This is a genomic window from Candidatus Epulonipiscium viviparus (assembly GCF_030708075.1).
GTDB classification, from domain to species: domain Bacteria; phylum Bacillota; class Clostridia; order Lachnospirales; family Cellulosilyticaceae; genus Epulonipiscioides; species Epulonipiscioides viviparus.
This window is the reverse complement of record NZ_CP117982.1, coordinates 2,702,002-2,723,407: the sequence shown is the minus strand read 5'-3', so window position 1 is coordinate 2,723,407 and position 21,406 is coordinate 2,702,002. Positions and strand designations below refer to the sequence as shown.

Below are 21,406 nucleotides of genomic sequence, written 5' to 3'. Positions count from 1 at the left end.
TGATATGCCAAAAGTAGTTGTAGTAGAAGACGAAAAAGCTATTTCTGATATTATCAAGTATAATTTAGAAAAAGAAGGCTATGAAGTTTTAGTTGCTTATGATGGAGAAGAAGGATTAGAAATGATTTTGACAACCAATCCAGATATCGTGCTATTGGACATTATGATGCCTAAAATGGATGGGCTTTCTGTATGCAAGCTGGTTCGCAAAACCAAGAATATGCCTATAATTATGCTTACTGCAAAAGCAGAAGAAATTGATAAAGTTGTTGGGCTTGAATTAGGCGCAGACGACTATATCACAAAACCTTTTGGAATGCGAGAACTTATTGCCAGAGTTAAGGCACAACTAAGACGAGGAACTTCTCATGAAGAAATACGCATTCCAGAGCCTCTTGACGAAAACACCATTGTAGAAGGCAACTTGAGAATCAATTTGGAAAAATATGAAGTTACAAAATCTGGTAAAATCATTGATTTAACACTTAGAGAATTTGAATTACTAAAATTTTTGGCAATGCAAAAAGGCAAAGTTTTCACTCGAGAAATTCTTCTTGAAAAGGTATGGGGCTTTGAATATTTTGGAGATGTTAGAACCGTTGATGTAACCGTACGAAGACTTCGTGAAAAAGTTGAGGATGATCCTGCCAAGGCAACATATGTCTTAACCAAGCGTGGTGTTGGCTATTACTTTAGAGGTTAAAATGAAAATTGGAATTCAGTGCAAAATCATAGGAATATATTTGAGTGTTGTGTTAGTTATAATGATAGCAAGCGGCAGTGTAATTATATTTCAAATAGAAGAGCAATATTTTAATAAGATGCGCATAAAAACAGAAGGAATTGCTGTTTCTGTGAAAGAAATACTGGATTTTGAGGGTAATGTGGACCTAATAAAAGACCGAGATTTGCTTATTTCAAAGCTTCAAAATTTGACAACAATAGGCGAAGAAACAGATATATATATTCTCAACAATCAAGGATTCGTCGAAATTGCATTGGGCACACAATTTAAACGAGGAGACTATGTACCGGGAACTCATAAAAATGGATTTGCAGGAGTTGTGAATGAGACCCTTTCCACACATAAAATGGCCACATCAAACTGGATTTACCTGGCAAATGGTGGCCATAACTCTCAAAGTACATTAGAACACGCACTTCCTATTCGCAATTACGAAACAGGAGAAATCAAGGCAATTATATATGTTATTTCGGATACAGCAGAAATTTACGCAAACGTTGATACAGTTATGAGTACTCTAGGAATGGGAACACTTGTTGCATTGGCATTGGCCGGAGCATTTAGCGCAATATTTGCCAGAATGATCACACAACCAATTAAGGCCCTAACCAGAAGCGCTAAATTACTACAAGAGGGAGCGTTTAAAAAAATTCCAAACGAATCCAGCGATGAAATAGGTCAACTCACAATGAGCTTTAACCAAATGGCTCAAGAACTTCGACGAACATTGCTTGATATTTCTAGCGAGAAAAATAAATTGGAACGAATTTTAGAAAATTTAGCAGATGGCGTATTGGCATTTAATCGGCAGGGCGTATTAATTCATGCAAATTCTGTTAGTTATGATATGATTGGCCAATCCACAATTGACCATCGCTTTGATTTTATATTTCCAAAATTTGGATTAGACATTTCGTTTGACAATATTTTAGAAGATGACGAACAATATAAACAGGGCATTATGATGAATATTGGAGATAAATTTATAAGCTTTCATTTTGCATCATATGAGAGCAGTCACGGAGAAAAAGAAGGGCTAACAGTGGTAATGCAAGATGTTACCAGTCAGCAAAAGCTTGATCAAATGCGCAAAGACTTTGTAGCCAACGTATCGCACGAGCTTAGAACTCCTCTAACCACAATAAAAACATATACCGAAACATTAATTAGCGGAGCAATCGACGAAAAAGAAACAGCGCTAGACTTTTTATCAGTTATGGAAAAAGAAACAGATAGAATGACGACACTAGTCCATGATCTGCTGGAGCTGTCTAAAATAGACAACAAGCAAATGCAGCTAAATATACAAGTGATGGATATCTATTCTCTTTTGTTGGATACTATACGAGCACAAGCGATACAAGCAAAATGTAAGCATCACCAGATAAAGCTGAGCTACAACAAAAACAAAGAATATTTGATAGAAGGAGACCCGGCTCGCATTGGTCAGGTGTTTCACAACATTTTGTCAAATGCAATAAAATATACAGAAGATAACGGACAAATCAAAATCAATCTATCTTCTAACGACCAGCAAGTAGTGATCAAAGTTAAAGATACAGGAATTGGAATGAGTAAAAAAGACCTCGAAAGAATCTTTGAGCGATTTTATAGAGCCGACAAAGCTCGTTCTCGCAAAATGGGAGGCACTGGTCTTGGATTGTCTATCGCAAAAGAAATGGTCGAACTTCATGGCGGGAGCATCAAAATGGAGAGCGCACTCGGTCATGGAACTACTGTCATCATCACCTTCAATGCTTTAAATTTAGACTATGACTTTTTGGAATAACTGTAAAATAAAAGTTATTCCAAAGTAATGCCCACGTAATACAAAACGGCTATAATAGGAATTACAAGCAGAGGAGGTGACATAATCGATGAAAATCAATCGATACATCGCAAGAATAATGATTCTGGGTGCTATCACACTTGTAAATAACCAAGCTTTTGCAACAGCAGAACAGGAAACAATCCAACAAATATTGGATTCAAATAAATATAAGGAAACCGATTCTTCTATAGAATTTATGGCAAACGAATATGTTAGAGTAATCCAACCTATAATATTACTGCAGGCAGATTCTTTTGTTACTACTTTTGAGAAGGAAATTAACTTAATGGGAGAAGCACGTGCCGGAACACAAATATCTATTACAATTTACAGCGGCAATGAAGTTTACAAAAAATATGAACTCGAACCAGTAGGTGCCACCCAAACTTTTAATCAACTTCTTAGTTTACAAGAAAAGGACAACACCATAGTATTAAAATATACACATCCAGATTTACCCACCCTATCAACTACAATAGCAGCAATCGATCCTGGCTTTGATAAACTAACTGAAGCTGACCTAGCAAACTCTATAGTTACTAAAATATATAGGCAACCCGAAGAACATAAATTGAAAATAAAAAATTATATAGTAAGTACTCCCGGGGACTTGCCAGGTAATTTAGTAGAAACACCACCACCACTACCAGAGCATGGGGAATAAAAATGAAAAATATAAAACTACTATTACTCTGTATGTTTATCGCACTTAGTATAATTCAAACTGTTTATTTATGGCTGGGGGGTCCTCTTAGCCATATTTTTTTTGAAGCCGAAACCAAAGCCGTCCTCACTCCAATAACCCCCAAATATATCTGGCTAAATACAGGTGGGTTATATACCAAAGGTCTAAAAATTCCCAATAAAAACCAAGAGTATAAATTGATGGTTGAGGAGCTACAAAAAGTACTATTTAATATCCCGGATGTTTTGGATCAGGAGTATAAGCAAGAAGATACTAGTAAATTATATAACCAAAGGGGCATCATATACGAATATAGCCTGCCACTAACTATTAACGAAATTATTGGCAAAAGCATCCCTCTTGAATATAATTATAAGATAGACAGCATTTTTGTAACACTAAAAGACGAAACTCTTTCAGATGATAGCATTTTTTTTATAAACGAATCATCCGAATATTATATAGAATTAAAATTACCTCAAAAAGCTCAGGAATTTGAAAATATATACTATTTATTTAATAATTCAGATGACGAAGAATCTACTTCGCTTAGATATCAACCTAGTATTAAGGATATAAAAGCACCACATATTTTAGGAAATGTTTTCCTGGCCAACATCAGCCCCTCGATGCCACTAGAATATTCAAAAATATTATTTCGAAACTTTTTGGAGCATATGGATTTTGCAGAAATAGAAGGAAGAGCCGACCAGCTATTTGAAAAACCCATTATGAAAGAAACGCAGCTTCTTTTGGGTGGTGCCATAGAATTTACAGAAAAAAACAAGAATATTTTAACAATTGCACCTTCTGGGCTTATCACCTACCAAAATTTACGACCTGTTATAGAAAAGATTCCGCAAACACGTTTAGAAGGATATAATATAGCGCTAGAGTTTATAGAAGCAAACAATTTGATTAGCCCCACAATAAAGGATAAACTATATCTAAGTAATATAGAAATTGATAATGGCGCTTATATTTATTATTTTAATGTATTATATCAAGATATAACAGTTGTTCTATCAGAAAACTTAAAACACATATTAGACGTTCCTGCAATGGTGAGTGTTAGGGTGATTGACCGCGTAATTAAAGATGCGCAATGGCTTAGCTATAGCGTAGAAGAGATTTTTTCATATGAGCCTAATTATATAATTACCGGATATTCAACACCAATTGATAAAATGTATAGCAACTTGAAAGGACTTGGTATAGAACGACCTGTATTTAGTAACATAGAATTGGTATATGAACTAACTGGTGCCGACACACCTCTCGATATCAAATGGGGCATAAAATACAAAGGAGATTGGTATTATCCATAATAAAACATGAACGACAAACAGACCATAAATTATCTGTTAATAATTTTTATTATTACAAATTTATTTTTAGGTGTAGGAAATTATAATAAATATATTAAAAACTATACTTTAAACCAAAATAGAATTGAAAGAATAACCGAATTTTTAGAACAAGATAACATTACCATCGAAAGTGATCTTCCTAAAGATCATAGCGCAAAACCAAAAATAAGTTTGATTCCTAAGAGAATTACTACCAACATTCGTGATAGTATTGTTAATAATTTTTTTGGTGAAAAACGAGAGGGTGTCACTATTACAAATGTTATAAATAAATCAGAATACGATTCTCAACAACGCGTATATAAAAAAGGCTTAGAAACACTCAGCTTTAGCACCTATAAAATTATTTATCGCAATTTTGCTATTGAAAAAAGTGTAAATAGCGATGACCTTTTATCAAAACAAAAAATATTATCATATGCAAAAGAATATTATGAAAAATTTCCTGCCGATTTATTGGGAAAAACAGTAAATATTGTTTATGAATTAGTATCATACGGTGCCAACGTAACATATTATAGTGTATATAGTGGTTTACCTGTATTTGATAGTTATCTATATATGCAAATAAATAATGATGGTGTATTTATGAGTACTATGACATTAAGTGAAGTAAGTGAAAAATTTTTTCATGAAGCTGAAATTTATGCAGTGGATCAAGTTCTTTTTAATTTGCATCAATTTATCAATCCAAATACCATAATAAAAAATATCACCTTAGGATATGCACGCGAAAATCAAAATAGTGTATTTTTCTTGACAGAAGAAGCAATTCCGACGTATAAAATAGAGATAGAAGGATTTCGGCAACCGCTTTTTGTTAATGCCTACACAAATCAGATCAAATAAATCTTGGTATTTTTATTTATTGATGGTATAATGTAACTTACTAAATACACAAAGGGTGATTAAAATAAAGAAATTAAGAAGGTGTTTTAGATGAGCAAATTATGTATACAGGGTGACACACGCCTAGTGGGAGATGTAAAAATTAGTGGTGCAAAAAACGCGGCCGTGGCTATCTTGCCCGCAACAATTTTAGTAGAAGGTATTACCATAATTGAAAATTTACCTAATATCAATGATGTCGCAATTCTCAACGAAGCGATAATTTCGATGGGAGCAGTTACAAAATTTCTAGATCTCCATACATTAGAGATAGACGCAACAACAATATACAAATACTCGGCAACAGAGCCATGTATTAGCAAAATGAGAGCGTCGTACTATCTTTTGGGAGCACTACTGGGAAGATTTAAGAAAGCAGAAGTTGCGATGCCTGGAGGATGCGATTTTGGAGGTCGCCCTATCGATCAACATATCAAAGGCTTTAGAGCACTGGGCGCCAACATTGAAATAGAAGATAATATAATTAAAATAAACGCTGATCGACTTATCGGAACAAGAATTTACCTAGATATGGTATCAGTTGGAGCTACTATCAATATAATGCTAGCCGCCGTGTTAGCAGAAGGAACAACCACTATAGAAAATGCCGCAAAAGAACCTCACATAGTAGATGTCGCAAACTTCTTAAATAAAATGGGAGCAAAAATTATCGGCGCTGGAACAGACGTAATTCGTATTAAAGGTGTATCAAAATTACATGGAGGACATTATAATATAGTCCCAGATCAAATAGAAGCCGGAACATTTATGCTTATCGCAGCTGCAACTAAAGGCGACATATGCGTTAGAAACATTATCCCCGAGCATATGGATTCGCTAACTTCTAAGCTTCGAGAAATAGGAGTAACCTTAATAGAAGGCGACGATTATATTAGAGTAATATGGAAACAAAAACTTACTGCAACACAAATAATTACCCTTCCATATCCAGGTTTTCCAACCGATTTACAACCTCAAATGTTGGTATCACTTTTGCAGGCTCAGGGGGTAAGCACAATAGTCGAGAGTATTTTTGATAATCGATTTCAATATGTAGATGAGTTGCGAAAGATGGGTGCCAACATCACAATAGATGGAACTAAAGCAAGCATAGAAGGTGTCGACACACTCTACGGGGCCAATTTAGTTGCAACAGATCTTAGAGCCGGCGCCGCCATGATTATAGCTGGATTAGTCGCAAAAGGCACTACAACAATAGACAACGTACGCTATATAGATCGTGGATATGAAGATATTGAGAAAAAGTTAACTGCTCTTGGTGCACAAATCTTTAGAATAGATTAATTTTAACCTTGGGTTACGGACATTCCGTAATCTTTTTTTTGCGATAAAAAATTGCTATTTTCGAATAAAATAGAGTATAATAACATATAAAGAAGGGGTGACATACATGAGGCAAGCTTTTAACAGATTAGCAATAGTGTTGTTAATAATCAGTGTAATTGTTATTTTATATTTTAGCAGTCTTACTGCATTTCAATATAATCCTGAAGATGTTATATTCGTGGAAACTTTAAACAATCCAAAATCCAATCCATTAGCAAGTCAGACACCTTTTACAATAATCACGCATAACTTAGGTTCTGGAATTAATGAACAAAAAGAACCACCTATTGAACATATAATTAATAATATGACACTTGCCATTGATGATTTATTAATAGCAAATTCAGATTTTATTTTTCTACAAGAAATCGATCAATACTCTACTAGAAGCCAACATACTAATCAAGTTCACTTGCTAAAAAATGTTTTACAAAATTATGGCTATGCATTCGCTAGCAATCTAAAAATCCACTACTTAGCAATACCTATAAACGGTCATTTTGGTATCACTAACCAAAATCTTATGACACTATCTAAATATCAAGTAGCCGAAAGTTCGCGAGTCAAACTACCTATGGATTTTCCTTGGCACAAAGAAATGACGGCACCAGACGACGCATTGCTAGTAAGTCGCCTAAAAACTCAGACCGGCCCAGAATTGGTTCTAGCAAATGTTCAAATTCAAGATTTAGGCAACTTTCCAGAAATTTTAGTGATAATAGAAGCATTTCTCAAAGCCGAATACGCACTAGGCAATTATATAATTTTGGGCGGAGATTTTAACAGTTCTATCACTTCTATTGACCCATTTTCTACGGCCAGTAGCCAATACCACTTTCATAATTTCCTTAATATGGATAATTTTTTCTGGGCAGTTGATGAAACTGTTGCAACTAACCAAAACGGCGAGCTATCTAACGGCTTTTTGTTCTCCGATAATATCGATTTACTGGCGTTAGAAACTCTTCAATCTGGCTTCGCATATAGTCCACAAAACAGCGTATCTGCAACATTTATGTTAAAGTAATTAACATCTAGGAGTGCCGGAGCATTCTCTTTGGCATCCCTAGATACAGCTGTTCTTTTTATAGTTTTTCCTGTCCTTTTTGCATTTTTTCCGTTACAGCCTCTTTAATATTTTGAACAAAACTTCCCATTTCCTGTTTAAAGCTGTTTACATCATTTTTCAGTTTCTGCTTTTGAATTTGCTTTTTAATCTCAATTTTAGCGTCCTCAGTCATTATGTTCGCCATTTCCACCGTATCATTTAAAAACTCTTGTGTTTTATTCATAATTTTCCTCCTTTTATATTGCTACATAATGTAGTTTGATATTATGCGCAAATTTTTATACACAGCAAATTTTAGAAATTAGGCATATCCAAGCCTAAAGCAGCCATATATTTAATAAAAACGAAAGTAGTGATGAAATGCCAAAATTAGAGTTTAAGGAAATTTCTGCCTATTTTTATAGTAGTTATGCAAATCCTGATGCAATCAATGCTCAGTTCTATTTTCATAGATATATTTGGGAATTATTAGAAGCAAAAGGGCTAACTACTTATTCGGAATTTAAACTAAAGGGACATGTTCTTCTATATAAGTATGCTATTGAATATGTTTATGAGGAATTTCTATGTATGCTCAATCAGTCCGCAATATGTAACTATTTTGAAATGGTCACATACGAAAATTTTAAGCACCTATGCCCTACAGATCAAAACCCTATCGAAAACTATCTTCAGGGAATAAAAAACGGATTATCCACTATGGCAAAAAACCTTCTAGTTCCACTGGTGCCCATTTTTTTATCTACTGCTGAGATGCGTAATGCCACAAAAGACAATATCCTCGATTCTATCAATCTTGCCACCGGCGGATTTATCTCTAATGCAGATGTAATCAATATGTCTCATATAATTTTTCGAAATTTGGTGTTACTATATAAGGAAACGATTTATACTGTTTTAGACCAATCGGCCTATACAATATTTTGCGCATTGCGGTTGACATTAAATAAAAGCGAAGACTTCTTTGATTTACGCGAAATGTGCATCGACGAAAATGGAATGCAACGACTTATGCATAAAGCATATACATACGAAGTTTATAAAAGTAAAATTCAGGTCACCGAATCTCAAGATAATAAGTCTAAAGCTATTGAACTATATATCAATTCTTTGCCCAAATAAATAAAAACAGCCCCTCTATTTTTACCCTGAGAGGCTGAATCTTTTTTATACCCTTAATTTAACCCATTCGCCTTTTGAAAATCTTACATATGTTGCCATTAATCGTATAAATTGATCTGTCATCATAGCCAACCAAGCCCCTATCAATCCTAATCCCAATGGATAGCAATAGATATATGTGCATATCGGCCTCAAAATTGTAATGCTTACCAATGCAACTTTGGCAATAAACTTCGTATCGCCCGCACCTCGTAGGGCTCCCGACAAAATCGTTTGTGGCACCTGAAAAATATTCGCTATAGAAACAATAACCATAACTGTAACGCCTAAGGCCAACACTTCCGCATCCTCAGTAAATAGCGCAAATAACTCCTCTCTAAATGTAAAGTAAATGCCACATAATATTAGCGAAACCGCAAGACCTATTCTTTCTGTGATTTTTCCATATATAATTGACAAATCGGGTCTTTTTGCACCAAGATTTCTTCCCACCAATGATGATGCCGCGATCGAAAAACCTTCTCCCACGCTATATGAGAAATTAGAAAATATAATGCAAATTTGATGCGTTGCATATGCCATCATTCCCAAGGATGTAACAATTCTCACATACATCAAAAATCCCAGTCTCATACAAATTTGATCAACAAATGCTCCTCCACTAATTTTTATAACGTTCTTTAAAACACCAAATTCTGGCTTCCAGCTATCACCCTTCGAAATTTTTAGATCTGCATCTTTGTTAAATAACGCCGACAACGAAATTAGGCAGGCAATCGACTGGCCTATTATAGTCGCTATTCCTGCACCTGCAACACCCAAAGCTGGCGCTCCAAATCTCCCTTCTATCAAGATAAAGTTTAATACCAAATTGACCAGGTTTGCTGTAATATTTGATCGCATCGAAACCTTTGTGTTTCCCGCACCTCGTAGCGCTGAGTTAATATTTATTCCTATGGCATTAAACATAAATCCACATAAGATTATTCTCAAATATGTAACTGCATCAGGCAATACATCTGCCGTTGCTCCCATCCAAATCAACACTGTCTCCGAATATATCATTCCAACGATTGACAATATTATCGACAACACGATAATCAATAAAATTGACTGCCTTACTACCTTATTGGCAGCTTCAAAATCTTTCTCTCCCACTCGGCGAGCGACGATCGATAATACACCCACATTTAGCGAAAATATGATTGCTAGCAATATCAATATAGGTTGCTGCGTAATGCCTATAGAAGCAATAGCCAGCGGCCCCAATCCTCCAACCATCATTGTATCTACTGCACTCACCATACTTACTAGCACTCTCTCCACAACGCTAGGCCAAGCCAATGCAAAAACATCTTTATACGCCTGACGTGTTTCTGGAATCTCGCCCACCACTTGATGCTTATCCACCATTGTTGAGCATCCAAAAAATCTCTTCACCAACGCTATCATAAAACCCTCCTTAAATATGTAGCAAGAAAACCATCACAGTTCCCTTGCCCTTTTATATTTTAACTAATATCGTCTTTGACGAACCACTTCATAACAAACTACGGCCGCTGCAACAGAGGCATTCAACGATTGGATTTTGCCAAACATAGGAATGCTCACTACAAAATCACACTTTGACTTTACATTTTTTGAAACTCCGCCACCTTCATTGCCAATTACAATTCCAATAGGACCTTTTAAATTTTCTCTATAGATAATTTCTCCATCCATATCGGCACAGGCAACCCAAACTCCTGCAGATTTAAGAGTTTCAATAGTTTGCGCAATATTAGTCACTTTGCACACCTTCATATACTCTACGGCTCCTGCAGATGCTTTTTGCACAGCAGCACTCAATCCCACTGCTCTATGCTTCGGAATGATAATCCCATGAACCCCTGCGTTTAATGCCGTTCTAATTATCGCACCCAGATTTTGCGGATCCTGAATACTCTCCAATATCAATACAAACGGATCTTCTGCCTTGCTTTTTGCATCGTTCATAATCTCATCTAAAGCATAGTACCTGTGCGCTGCCACATACGCAAACACTCCTTGATGCTTCTCGTGATTGGTCAATGCATCTAATTTTGCCTTTTCCACTTCCTGAACAACAATTCCGCTTTTCTTCGCATCGTTTATAATCTTAACAATAGAACCTTCCGTATCTCCTTTTTGTATCAAAATTTTATCTATACATCGCCCAGCTTTCATAGCTTCTATCACACTGTTTCTGCCAAAGATAACACTTTCTAACGTATCGGTCTCTACCGCCTCAATATTATTTTCCGGTTTCTTGCGCGGTCTTCTTGGTTTTGCTTTCTTTTCTCCAGCTTGCTCTGCTATTTGTTCTTGTTCATTATTTTCCATTTAAATTTCCCTTTCGATTTCAGCAATACCAATTTCCATAATATTTGCTAGTCGTTCTATTTCGTTATTTAGATACAAAAATCCAACCAAAGCCTCAACTCCTGTTGCAAGTCTATATTCTCGGATGTCTCCATTTTTGGGCGAAGATGCACTTTTAGCGTTGCGACCTCGCTTTAGCACTGCCAACTCCTCTGCAGTGAGTATGTCCTTAATCTTGTGATACATTTTTGCTTGCCCACTTGCTTTTACATATTGCTTCGTTGCCTTATGAAGCTGATTTACCGGAGCATTTGCCTTCTTTATTATATAATCTCGTACAACAATCTCATATACTGCATCTCCTATATATGCGAGTGCCAAAGGAGAATACCCTCTAGGATTTACGTTTATGTCGTTTAATTTATCAAACACGTTTAAACTGAACACCTTCTCTTGTATCTTTAATTTGTATGTTATTACTTTCTAAAAATGCTCGAATTTCATCTGCTTTTGCAAAATCCTTTGATTTCTTTGCTTGTACCCTCTTTGCTATCCACTCCAAAACTTCATCATCTGAAATAGACTCTTTTGCCTCATCTGTTTTATACAAAAGCCCTAAAATACCAATAAAATGATCCAGATTTTCCTTCAAAATTAGCAATAGTCGCTTGTTTCTACCTTTCTTAATATAAGTATTGGTAGTTTTTACCAATTCAAATATTATGCTTATTGCATCTGCAGTATTAAAATCATCATCCATTACAGTATAGAACCTTGCCTTATACGCATCCACTTGTGCTATGAGCTCGTTGCCCGCTTCATCTATCGGCTCTTCTTCTGCCTTTGTAATTGCAAAGTTTAGATCCTCCATACAGTTTTTTATACGCAACAAACTTGCCTTTGCCGATTCCATAAGCGTATCGCTAAAGTTTAGCGGGCTTCTATAGTGCGCTGCCAACATAAAAAATCGCACCGTATCGTATCCAAAGGCCTCTCCAACATCTCGCAACAACATAAAGTTACCCAAAGATTTCGACATCTTTTTGTTATCGATATTTAGAAAGCTGTTGTGAAGCCAATACTTTGTAAAGCTTTTCCCATTCGCGGCTTCACTTTGTGCAATTTCATTTTCATGATGAGGAAATATCAGGTCTTCTCCTCCTGCATGAATGTCAATTTGCTCTCCCAAATATTTTTTGCTCATTGCAGAACATTCGATATGCCACCCCGGGCGACCTTTTCCCCAAGGACTTTCCCAATATGGCTCCCCTTCTTTTTTGGGCTTCCACAAAACAAAGTCCATTGGATTTTTCTTTATATCATCCACTTCTATTCTAGCACCTGCTTCAAGCTCTGACAACACTTTTTTTGACAGCTTGCCATATTCTGCAAAGCTTTCTGTTTCAAAGAACACTGTTCCATCCACTTCATAAGCGAAGCCTTTCTCGATCAGGGTCTCTATCATTGCTATAATTTGTGGCATTTCGCTTGTAACACGTGGATTAACTGTTGCTGGCAAAACATTTAAATTGTGCATATCCTTTAGAGTTTCTTCTATATAGAAATCCACAATCTCCATCGTATCTTTGCCTTCTTCATTAGCCTTCTTTATGATTTTGTCATCCACATCAGTAAAATTTTGAACAAAGTTTACCGAATACCCTCTGTCTATCAGATACCTTCTCACTGCATCGAATACAATTATAGGTCGTGCATTACCTATATGAATTAGATTATACACGGTGGGTCCACAGACATACATCTTGACCTCTGATTCAGAAAGTGGTACAAACTCCTCTTTGCGTTTTGTAAGCGTATTATAAACCTTTAGCATAACTTAAAAATCCTCTCTATAAATTAGGGCACTTGCGTTGGCAGAAATACCATCTTCTGCTCCTGTAAATCCAAGCCCTTCTTCTGTTGTTGCCTTAATATTAATTTGATCTAGTTTGATCGACAGCGATACTGCAATATTCTTGCACATTTCTGCTATATATGGTGCCATTTTGGGCTTTTGCGCAATAATCGTTGCGTCTATATTCGAGATTTTATATCCAGATTGCTCTATCAAATCACCCGTTTTCACCAACAATTTAAGACTGCTTATTCCCTTATACTTTTCAGCTGTATCAGGAAAATGTACTCCTATATCTCCCATTGCCGCAGCTCCAATCAGCGCATCCATTATCGCATGCACTAGCACATCTGCATCAGAATGGCCTAGCAAACCTGTCTGATGCGGGATAGTCACTCCTCCCAAAATCAAGTCTCTACCTTCTACTAATTTATGAACATCATAACCTGAGCCTATTCTAAACATTTATCTTTAGTCTCTTTTCTATATAATTTTAAATATGACTTCATTTATACCAATTATACCATATTTTTCTTGTAATTGCCACCCTTATTGCTACTTTTTATCACATGTACTTCAATGCATCATCAATTTTTTCCACTCCTATAATTTCTATATTGGCTATTCGAGGAAGCTTTGCCTTACTAACCGCCGGCATAATGCATCGCCTAAACCCAAGCTTGCTCGCTTCTATAATTCGTTTTTCTGGCATCGGAACAGCTCTTATTTCTCCCGATAACCCCACTTCTCCAAACACAACAGTATATGGGTCCATCACCTTATTTCTAAAGCTCGATGCGATCGCCAACACTATTGCCAAATCCAGCGACGGCTCATTTATTTTCATTCCTCCTGCCAAATTTACATAGGCATCATAGTTAGACATATCTATTCCAACTCGCTTATCTAGCACTGCAATTAACAAAACCACTCTATTATAATCTATTCCTGTTGCAGTTCTGCGCGGCATTCCAAATGTGGTAAAACTTGCCAGCGACTGCACCTCCACCAGCATGGGGCGCGTTCCCTCCATTGAGCATCCCACAACCGACCCGGGTGCATCCAACGGCCTCCCCGAAAGCATCAACTCCGACGGATTTGCGACTTCTACCAGCCCCTTATCAACCATCTCAAATACCCCAATTTCATTTGTGGATCCAAATCTATTCTTTACAGCTCTCAAGATTCTAAATGCCGCATGTCGCTCTCCTTCAAAATACAGCACCGTATCTACCATATGTTCTAACACTCTGGGCCCTGCAAGTGTTCCTTCTTTTGTTACATGCCCCACAATCAAAATTGTGATATCCTTTCCCTTTGCAATGTTCATCAATGCATGCGTTACCTGTCTTACCTGCGACACGCTTCCTGGTGCCGAACCCACCTCTTCATCATACATGGTTTGGATCGAGTCTATAATCACCAAATCTGGCTTAACGGTTTGTATATGCTCACGAACACTCGCAATGGTTGTTTCGCTCACCAACGATAGATTACTAGTCGTCACTCGCAGTCTTTCGGCACGCAATTTTATCTGTGTACACGATTCTTCTCCCGAAACATACAACACCGTATTTCCTAACTCTCCCAATGTTTGGCATATTTGTAGCAATAGGGTCGATTTTCCAATTCCTGGATCACCTCCCACCAGCACCAACGACCCCTTCACTATGCCTCCTCCTAGAACTCGATCCAGCTCCGCTATGCCTGTAGTTGTTCTATCTTCCGTAGTTAGCTTTATCTCTGCAAGCTTCATCGGAATATTTTTTGTTCCTCCTGTCTTTCTAACTTCCTCCACATTCTCTTCTACTAGAGAACCCCATTCATTGCAACTCGGACACTTTCCCATCCACTTTGCAGATTCATATCCGCATGATTGACACACATGCACTTTCTTTAACTTTGCCATAATAATTTAATTTCTCCTTAAACGAAAAAAAGGGTTTACTGACGGTGCAAAGATGTCAGGTCCCCCTCTTTTACTATATTTTCTAATCGTCTTAATTTGTTGCTTGTTCAGCTGATACACTTTCTAGAAAATTAATAATACCGGTTCCAATTGCTTGTGCCATTTTAGTTTGATACTCATTACTTAGCAACTTCGCTTCTTCTTCAGGGTTGGTAAGAAATCCACATTCTACAATAATTCCCGGCACATTACTCTTCTTTAATATATAATATTCTTCGGAATGCTTAATTTCTCTTATATTATCTGGGTCTGCCATTTCTTTTATGCTATTTTTTACAGATGCTGCAAGATTTTTTCCCAGACTTTCATCGTTAAAATAAAACACTTGTGCACCTTTCGCTTTCTCTTGCGCAAAAGCATTTTGGTGGATGCTCACAACTATTGCAGCGCCACTTTCGTTGATAGTTTTAATCCTTGCTTGCATATCCTCGCGTTTGTGAAATTTATCATCAAAACTATCCAGATCTTTGTCCTCGCTTCTAGTAAGGACGATTTTATATTTGTGCTCTTCTAAAAAGTCTCTCAACTTTAGAGCAATTTTGAGATTTATATCTTTTTCATAATTATTACAAGATCCAACTTTCCCAGGGTCATATCCTCCATGCCCTGGGTCGATTGCAATAACTTCTTTTGGTTCTTCTGGAACTTCGGCTTGTAGCGGCGCATCCAAATTTATATCTATTTCACTCATTGTTGGAACGCTATGAGTATTCAAAATTTTTTCTGCAGTACTAGGTGTTTCTTCTATCGGAACATTTTGCGTAATTGCATCATCGTTCAACTGGAATTTATAAAATCCACAGAATGCCACTAAAAATACTAAGCAAAAAGTAACAAACGTTGTTTTCGTAAAATTCAAAATCTTCTCACCTCAATTTTATTGTCTACACTCACTTGCTCATTTTGGATAATTCTGCCCATACATCGCTAGTTTCCAGTCCCAATTTCCAAGCCGCATAGCCTGCTAAGTCATATTTTTCTATAAGATCTATACGTTTACTAATTGCGTCTTTGTCTTCCAACCAAATTTTGTACAGTTTATTATCTTGTTCAAATTCTGCATAATTCAGTTTTGTCAGATCATCATAAGTAGGCTTTGCTCCTGCATTCTTTATTCTGCTATTGGCTTCGTACATGCTAATTGCTCGGGTTTCCAGAACGTCCCCATTTTCTGCCCATATTCTATTAAAAAACGGAATACCCAAAACCAATTTATCATTTGGTACTTCGTCTAAATTTAGCTTCAATCCTTCTTCGACCCAGTCAATAGAAGCGACTGGCCCTGCTATATCAGATCCCGACCAATGTTCATCGTATGCCATTACAATAAAGTAATCTACAACCTGTGCAATTTTGTCTCTCATATAAAATTTTGACCATTCTGACGGAATATATACATCAACTGATACACAAACTCCGATTTCTCCCAGTTGAGGATATAATTCTCTCATAAATTGAACCCATTCTTCGCTGGTACTTTGAGTAACGTTCTCTATATCTATATTTATGCCATCCAAATTATATTCTAATGAATATTCAACAAGTTGGTCAATCACACGCTGGCGTTTGGTTGTGCTATTTAATATTTTTGATGTAAATTCTGGATTTGAAAAATTGTGACTTAATAATGCCCACACTTCTATACCTTCTGCCTTTGCGGCTTTAATATATCCATGAGATGCTCTGCTATTTAGATTTCCATTTTCATCTTTAAAGTCAAACCAAGTCGGTGCTAGTACATTCAAATCCTGAATATTATTGTATCTAGGATGATCAAAATTATTAACCGCCAAAACCGTCATTTGATCCCAAGCAAGTCTCACTTTCTCATCCAATAGATCAACTTTATGTGGCTCATAAACCTTTTTATCTTTAGTTTCACTAACGCCTGTGAGTTCTATATATCTTTTTTTTACGTATCCTATAAATCCATTTTCATCTCTAACTCTATAATAATCAAGAAGCTCCCCATATATTTCTACTTCACTTTTATATACTGCTTCGTCCAAAATAAAGCGTTTTTTGTCTGCATGAGTTCTCACTGCAGCTCCGGTACGCTTTGTGATTTTTCCTAATTGTTTTTCGGTAGATAAATCTTTTGCAATAACCACTCTGCCATCTTCGCCTAATACAAAATCAATCGGAAATCTCTCTTCCAAAAATGTATCTAATATATAACAAATTTCATTTTGCTCAAACAAGAAATCCTCATTTTCTTCATCTATATTATAACGCGCCACATCATTTAACGTTGTAACTGTTAAAATATCTTCCCTAGGATCATAAAATACTGTGTCATCTACATATTTATTTGCAAATTCACTAGACACAAAAATCTTGCCATTCTTTATGATTGCAGGTTCAAATAAATCTATTCTTGCATCTTCAAAAGTCATATTTGTATATTCCGGCGAAAATTCACCAAAATAAGTAATGGGGTCAATCTTAGTGGTGGCAGGCCTAATCCGTATATAACCCGCCACACCTACTCCAATAACAATCGCCCCAAATGCACCTAATAAAATTTTCTTAAACATTCGGTCCTCCAAATTATTATGTTGTTGCTTTTTTTCTCATTCGCTTTGCAATTTTTCTCATTTCAAACCAAACCGGGCTTGCTATAAATATAGAAGAATACGTTCCAGAAATAACACCTATTACTAATGGAAATGCAAATTCCCTAACAGATGCAGTACCGCAAATGTTTAACAATGCCACCATTATCAATGTTGTTATCGAAGTATTTATCGAACGTGTCAAAGTTTGGCTGATACTTTTATTTATAACCTCTTCGTCTGAACCACCAATTACTCTTCTATTTTCTCTTATTCTATCAAAAACTATTATTGTATCGTTGATAGAATACCCTATAATTGTAAGAATTGCCGCTATAAACGAATTATTAATAGGCACTCTAAAGACTGCATATACGAATAACATAATCAAAACATCATGGACTAGCGCCACAACTGCTGCAGCTCCAAATTTAAAGTCTTTAAAACGCACCCAAATATATATTAACATCAAAATTGATCCCAACACAATCGCATACATGGCATTTGCTTGAAGCTCTGTACTAATTGTTGGTGATACAGAATCTTCCGCCAAAATAATATTTCCTGTTAGGTTTAATTCTTTCTGTACCTGTTTTACAAATTCTGTTCTCATTGTCGCATCTGTAGTCTTAGTTGTAATCATTATTTGATGCGTATCTGGAACCAACTGAATTACCGCTGAATCATCTCCCAAATATTCTATCACCAGTGGCATAATTTCTGTTTCTACATTAAAATCTGTCATAAGGTCTAAATGCAAAATAGAACCACCACTAAACTCGATATCATAGTTTAACAAACCTCTACCACCAACATAATTTATACCCATAGCCGCAAAGCATATCGCGATCAATATCAAGGAAATTGAAAAAAAGATTTTTCGATTTTGTATATAGTTCATCGCTTTGTTCCTCCATATAACACTGGATTTTGTAATCCTGCTGCAACAAATGATCTAAGCAAAATTCTTGTAACGACAAGAGCTGTAAACATAGAAAGTACGATACCAATACCTAGCGTTGTTGCAAAGCTTTTTATAATTCCAGACCCTAGCATATATAAAACAAACGCCGCTATCAAAGTCGTAACATTCCCATCAACAATTCCACTCAATGCCTTATTAAATCCGCTGTCTACTGCAGAGCGCACTGTTTTTCCAGAATTAATTTCTTCTTTAATTCTTGTAAATATGATAACATTTGCATCCACTGCCATACCAATCGACAAAATAATTCCCGCAATACCTGGCAATGTCAACGTGGCTTCTATCAAACTTAATATAATAACAACCAAAGACACATATAGCGTAAGAGCGATATCTGCAACAATGCCACTCAATCTATATACACAAGCCATAAAGATAAGTACTATAATGAATCCCACTACCGCAGCTTGTAAACTTGAGTTAAATGCGTCCATACCTAGCTTTGCGCCTACGCCACTTGATGATACCGGAATTAACGCAAACGGCAACGAACCAGCTTCTATACGATCTGCTAGCTGAGCTGCTGACTGCTCTGTAAATGACCCCGAAATCACAGACTCACCGTTTCTAATAGCTTCGTTTACTGTTGGCGCACTGATAATTTCTCCATCCAATTTAATTATAATAGGCTTTCCGATGTTTTCTTCAGTAGCTTTTTTAAACGCTTCTGTTCCTATATCATCTAATTTAATTGCAACAACGGCTTCATTTCCCATTCCCATATCAGCGAGTTGAAATACCGCACTCTTGATATTTTTTCCTTCTAAAACGACATTGCCATTTTCATCTTCGAATGTGAGTAACGCTGTTGCTCCGATGCTGTTAATTGCTTCTTGCGGATCTTCTACTCCAGGAATATTAACACGAATTCGCCTATCACCTTCTATTGCAACTTCTGCTTCAGTATAATTTTCTCTATCGAGTCGCACTTGAATCATCGCAACTGCTGCTGCCATATCTGATGCTTGTGGCGTTTCTCCTTCTACTTCATAAACAATACTAACCCCACCACGCAAGTCTAATCCTAGGTTTATGTGATTATAAGAAAATACATTTCTTTCACCCAATCCAAAATATGCCAGATAGACAGTTATGATAATTGCAAAAACTACGCCTACTATTTTTAAAATAGATTTCATAATTTTTTCAGCAAGGATATCGCTCCTCACTATCCTCTCTTTCTTTTGTAGTTTGCCTTAAATAAAGTATCATTACCTTTTAATTATAAGAGCTTCGTCAAGGTACTATTGTTGTTTGCTTGCAATTAACCCTATTGCATTTTCGAGGCGACTTTTTTGTAGTTGGCAGCCAATCTCATATGTCCCCAATATATTGCCATTGAAGTTGTATGAATTTGCCGCGCACCCTCCACTACAGAAAAATTTTGCAAAACATTTTTTACATTCATCTTTTTGATAAACATTACAAGATCCAAACTCACTTCTGCGATCAAGATTAGTCACTCCGTCCCAAACATTGCCCATCGCAAATTCATCTATACCCACAAACTGATGACACGGATATAGATTTCCTTCTGGCGTCACAGCCAAATACTCTGTTCCAGACCCGCAGCCAGACAAGCGTTTATATACACAGGGACCTCCCGTAAGATCTATATTAAAATGAAAGAAATTAAAAACCTCCCCGTCTTGTTTATATCTTTTCAGCATTTCTTTTGCTAATATTTCATATTCTTGGCACAATAACGCAATATCATCTTCTTTGATCGCATAATCTTTACTTCTAGGTGCAACAACAGGCTCCACAGAAACTTCATTAAACCCCAACTCTGCTATATGCAACACATCCTTTGCAAAATCTAGGTTTTTGTGAGTAAATGTTCCGCGGATATAATATTTTTTGCCACCTCTTTTTTCTACAAGCTTTTTAAATTTTGGTAAAATAATATCGTAGCTGCCCTTGCCATTTGCGGTCGGACGCATCTGATCATTAATTTCTGGCCTTCCATCGAGGCTCAAAACCACATTATCCATATATTCATTGAGAAAATCGATTATCTGATCATTTAATAACACCCCATTAGTAGTAAGAGTAAATCTAAATTTCTTATTTGTTTGTTCTGCACGAGAGTTTGCGTAGTCAACCAATTCACGAACTACCTTAAAATTCATCAGCGGTTCTCCACCAAAAAAATCTACCTCCAAATTAGTACGAACTCCAGAGCTCTCAATCAAAAAGTCAATAGCACGCTTTCCAACTTCAACGCTCATTAGCCCTCTGGGACCATGATACTCCCCTTCTCCTGCAAAGCAATATTTGCAGCCTAAATTGCAGTCATGGGCAACATGAAGACAAAGCGCTTTAACAATTGGCTTTCTATCAAGAAAAGCTGGAATCAAATTTTCGTATGTATCCTCGGTATAAAGAATTTGTTCGGATATTAATTCGTTGATCTCATCTATCGCCTCTCTTATATATTTTTCGTCATAAATCGCTGCATACTTAACCGTAATTTCATCAGCGGTTAATTTTGGTATTTCTAAAACAAGATCATAAACAATATCATCAACAACATGAATTGCGCCACTATTTATATCCATTACAATATTAAGCCCATCAAACTTAAATTTGTGTATCATCAGCTACTCCTTTTAAATATTATTTTCTTAGATTATACTCTAAAA

20 protein-coding genes are annotated in these 21,406 nt (G+C 36.3%); 8 read left to right on the top strand and 12 right to left on the bottom strand.

The features are described 5' to 3' along the window. Nucleotides 1-4 precede the first annotated feature (4 nt). From yycF to PCY70_RS11590, 7 genes are all read left to right on the top strand, one after another. A complete protein-coding gene (yycF, locus tag PCY70_RS11620; protein WP_010167742.1) occupies nucleotides 5-703 on the top strand; it encodes a response regulator YycF in 699 nt (232 codons plus the stop codon). Between the two features lies 1 nt (nucleotide 704). Next, the gene (locus tag PCY70_RS11615) at nucleotides 705-2,534 is read left to right on the top strand and encodes an ATP-binding protein (protein WP_305767453.1); all 1,830 of its coding nucleotides are present in this window, start codon (nucleotides 705-707) and stop codon (nucleotides 2,532-2,534) included. 88 nt (nucleotides 2,535-2,622) lie between these two features. Beyond that, a complete protein-coding gene (locus tag PCY70_RS11610) occupies nucleotides 2,623-3,240 on the top strand; it encodes a hypothetical protein (RefSeq protein WP_305767452.1) in 618 nt (205 codons plus the stop codon). Between the two features lie 2 nt (nucleotides 3,241-3,242). Further along, a complete protein-coding gene (locus PCY70_RS11605) occupies nucleotides 3,243-4,589 on the top strand; it encodes a hypothetical protein (protein ID WP_305767451.1) in 1,347 nt (448 codons plus the stop codon). A gap of 6 nt (nucleotides 4,590-4,595) precedes the next feature. Beyond that, a complete protein-coding gene (locus tag PCY70_RS11600) occupies nucleotides 4,596-5,480 on the top strand; it encodes a two-component system regulatory protein YycI (protein WP_305767450.1) in 885 nt (294 codons plus the stop codon). 90 nt (nucleotides 5,481-5,570) lie between these two features. Next, the gene (locus tag PCY70_RS11595) at nucleotides 5,571-6,824 is read left to right on the top strand and encodes a UDP-N-acetylglucosamine 1-carboxyvinyltransferase (protein WP_305767449.1); all 1,254 of its coding nucleotides are present in this window, start codon (nucleotides 5,571-5,573) and stop codon (nucleotides 6,822-6,824) included. A 106-nt stretch (nucleotides 6,825-6,930) separates the two neighbouring features. Further along, nucleotides 6,931-7,893, top strand: a complete 963-nt coding sequence (locus tag PCY70_RS11590; protein WP_305767448.1) for an endonuclease/exonuclease/phosphatase family protein — start codon at nucleotides 6,931-6,933, stop codon at nucleotides 7,891-7,893. Nucleotides 7,894-7,951: 58 nt separating this feature from the next. Here PCY70_RS11590 and PCY70_RS11585 read toward each other — a convergent pair whose 3' ends face one another. Next, the gene (locus PCY70_RS11585; protein WP_305767447.1) at nucleotides 7,952-8,158 is read right to left on the bottom strand and encodes a hypothetical protein; all 207 of its coding nucleotides are present in this window, start codon (nucleotides 8,156-8,158) and stop codon (nucleotides 7,952-7,954) included. A gap of 137 nt (nucleotides 8,159-8,295) precedes the next feature. Between PCY70_RS11585 and PCY70_RS11580 the strand changes: the two genes are divergently transcribed. After that, nucleotides 8,296-9,057, top strand: a complete 762-nt coding sequence (locus tag PCY70_RS11580; protein ID WP_305767446.1) for a hypothetical protein — start codon at nucleotides 8,296-8,298, stop codon at nucleotides 9,055-9,057. A 45-nt stretch (nucleotides 9,058-9,102) separates the two neighbouring features. Here PCY70_RS11580 and PCY70_RS11575 read toward each other — a convergent pair whose 3' ends face one another. From PCY70_RS11575 to scfB, 11 genes are all read right to left on the bottom strand, one after another. After that, nucleotides 9,103-10,509: an MATE family efflux transporter gene (locus tag PCY70_RS11575; RefSeq protein ID WP_305767445.1), complete on the bottom strand. Its 1,407-nt coding sequence runs from the start codon at nucleotides 10,507-10,509 to the stop codon at nucleotides 9,103-9,105. A gap of 63 nt (nucleotides 10,510-10,572) precedes the next feature. Continuing rightward, nucleotides 10,573-11,418 carry a 23S rRNA (guanosine(2251)-2'-O)-methyltransferase RlmB gene (gene rlmB / locus PCY70_RS11570; protein WP_305767444.1) on the bottom strand — a complete coding sequence of 282 codons (846 nt, stop codon included), beginning with the start codon at nucleotides 11,416-11,418 and terminating at the stop codon, nucleotides 10,573-10,575. Further along, nucleotides 11,419-11,829: a Mini-ribonuclease 3 gene (locus tag PCY70_RS11565; RefSeq protein WP_305767443.1), complete on the bottom strand. Its 411-nt coding sequence runs from the start codon at nucleotides 11,827-11,829 to the stop codon at nucleotides 11,419-11,421. Beyond that, nucleotides 11,822-13,231, bottom strand: coding sequence for a cysteine--tRNA ligase (gene cysS, locus PCY70_RS11560; protein ID WP_305767442.1), 1,410 nt, complete (start codon nucleotides 13,229-13,231; stop codon nucleotides 11,822-11,824). Before cysS ends, PCY70_RS11565 begins: the two co-directional genes overlap by 8 nt. Nucleotides 13,232-13,234: 3 nt before the next feature. Further along, entirely contained in the window at nucleotides 13,235-13,717 is a 483-nt protein-coding gene (ispF, locus tag PCY70_RS11555; protein WP_305767441.1) for a 2-C-methyl-D-erythritol 2,4-cyclodiphosphate synthase, read from the bottom strand. 100 nt (nucleotides 13,718-13,817) lie between these two features. Beyond that, nucleotides 13,818-15,161: a DNA repair protein RadA gene (gene radA / locus PCY70_RS11550; protein WP_305767440.1), complete on the bottom strand. Its 1,344-nt coding sequence runs from the start codon at nucleotides 15,159-15,161 to the stop codon at nucleotides 13,818-13,820. A gap of 91 nt (nucleotides 15,162-15,252) precedes the next feature. Continuing rightward, nucleotides 15,253-16,080 (bottom strand): N-acetylmuramoyl-L-alanine amidase, encoded by an 828-nt coding sequence (locus tag PCY70_RS11545; protein ID WP_010167936.1) that lies wholly within the window; start codon nucleotides 16,078-16,080, stop codon nucleotides 15,253-15,255. Between the two features lie 31 nt (nucleotides 16,081-16,111). Then, nucleotides 16,112-17,758, bottom strand: a complete 1,647-nt coding sequence (locus PCY70_RS11540) for a glycosyl hydrolase family 18 protein (RefSeq protein ID WP_305767439.1) — start codon at nucleotides 17,756-17,758, stop codon at nucleotides 16,112-16,114. A 16-nt stretch (nucleotides 17,759-17,774) separates the two neighbouring features. Further along, nucleotides 17,775-18,677, bottom strand: a complete 903-nt coding sequence (gene secF, locus PCY70_RS11535) for a protein translocase subunit SecF (protein WP_305767438.1) — start codon at nucleotides 18,675-18,677, stop codon at nucleotides 17,775-17,777. Continuing rightward, nucleotides 18,674-19,900: a protein translocase subunit SecD gene (secD, locus tag PCY70_RS11530; protein WP_010167941.1), complete on the bottom strand. Its 1,227-nt coding sequence runs from the start codon at nucleotides 19,898-19,900 to the stop codon at nucleotides 18,674-18,676. Before secD ends, secF begins: the two co-directional genes overlap by 4 nt. Before the next feature lie 105 nt (nucleotides 19,901-20,005). Next, entirely contained in the window at nucleotides 20,006-21,361 is a 1,356-nt protein-coding gene (gene scfB / locus PCY70_RS11525; protein ID WP_305767437.1) for a thioether cross-link-forming SCIFF peptide maturase, read from the bottom strand. Nucleotides 21,362-21,406 lie beyond the last annotated feature (45 nt).

What these genes read in the sequence shown, in the direction of transcription:
- yycF (WP_010167742.1), top strand. Translation starts at nt 5, where the DNA reads ATGCCAAAAGTAGTTGTAGTAGAAGACGAAAAAGCTATTTCTGATATT.
- PCY70_RS11615 (WP_305767453.1), top strand. Translation starts at nt 705, where the DNA reads ATGAAAATTGGAATTCAGTGCAAAATCATAGGAATATATTTGAGTGTT.
- PCY70_RS11610 (WP_305767452.1), top strand. Translation starts at nt 2,623, where the DNA reads ATGAAAATCAATCGATACATCGCAAGAATAATGATTCTGGGTGCTATC.
- PCY70_RS11605 (WP_305767451.1), top strand. Translation starts at nt 3,243, where the DNA reads ATGAAAAATATAAAACTACTATTACTCTGTATGTTTATCGCACTTAGT.
- PCY70_RS11600 (WP_305767450.1), top strand. Translation starts at nt 4,596, where the DNA reads ATGAACGACAAACAGACCATAAATTATCTGTTAATAATTTTTATTATT.
- PCY70_RS11595 (WP_305767449.1), top strand. Translation starts at nt 5,571, where the DNA reads ATGAGCAAATTATGTATACAGGGTGACACACGCCTAGTGGGAGATGTA.
- PCY70_RS11590 (WP_305767448.1), top strand. Translation starts at nt 6,931, where the DNA reads ATGAGGCAAGCTTTTAACAGATTAGCAATAGTGTTGTTAATAATCAGT.
- PCY70_RS11585 (WP_305767447.1), bottom strand. Translation starts at nt 8,158, where the DNA reads ATGAATAAAACACAAGAGTTTTTAAATGATACGGTGGAAATGGCGAAC.
- PCY70_RS11580 (WP_305767446.1), top strand. Translation starts at nt 8,296, where the DNA reads ATGCCAAAATTAGAGTTTAAGGAAATTTCTGCCTATTTTTATAGTAGT.
- PCY70_RS11575 (WP_305767445.1), bottom strand. Translation starts at nt 10,509, where the DNA reads ATGATAGCGTTGGTGAAGAGATTTTTTGGATGCTCAACAATGGTGGAT.
- rlmB (WP_305767444.1), bottom strand. Translation starts at nt 11,418, where the DNA reads ATGGAAAATAATGAACAAGAACAAATAGCAGAGCAAGCTGGAGAAAAG.
- cysS (WP_305767442.1), bottom strand. Translation starts at nt 13,231, where the DNA reads ATGCTAAAGGTTTATAATACGCTTACAAAACGCAAAGAGGAGTTTGTA.
- ispF (WP_305767441.1), bottom strand. Translation starts at nt 13,717, where the DNA reads ATGTTTAGAATAGGCTCAGGTTATGATGTTCATAAATTAGTAGAAGGT.
- radA (WP_305767440.1), bottom strand. Translation starts at nt 15,161, where the DNA reads ATGGCAAAGTTAAAGAAAGTGCATGTGTGTCAATCATGCGGATATGAA.
- PCY70_RS11540 (WP_305767439.1), bottom strand. Translation starts at nt 17,758, where the DNA reads ATGTTTAAGAAAATTTTATTAGGTGCATTTGGGGCGATTGTTATTGGA.
- secF (WP_305767438.1), bottom strand. Translation starts at nt 18,677, where the DNA reads ATGAACTATATACAAAATCGAAAAATCTTTTTTTCAATTTCCTTGATA.
- secD (WP_010167941.1), bottom strand. Translation starts at nt 19,900, where the DNA reads ATGAAATCTATTTTAAAAATAGTAGGCGTAGTTTTTGCAATTATCATA.
- scfB (WP_305767437.1), bottom strand. Translation starts at nt 21,361, where the DNA reads ATGATACACAAATTTAAGTTTGATGGGCTTAATATTGTAATGGATATA.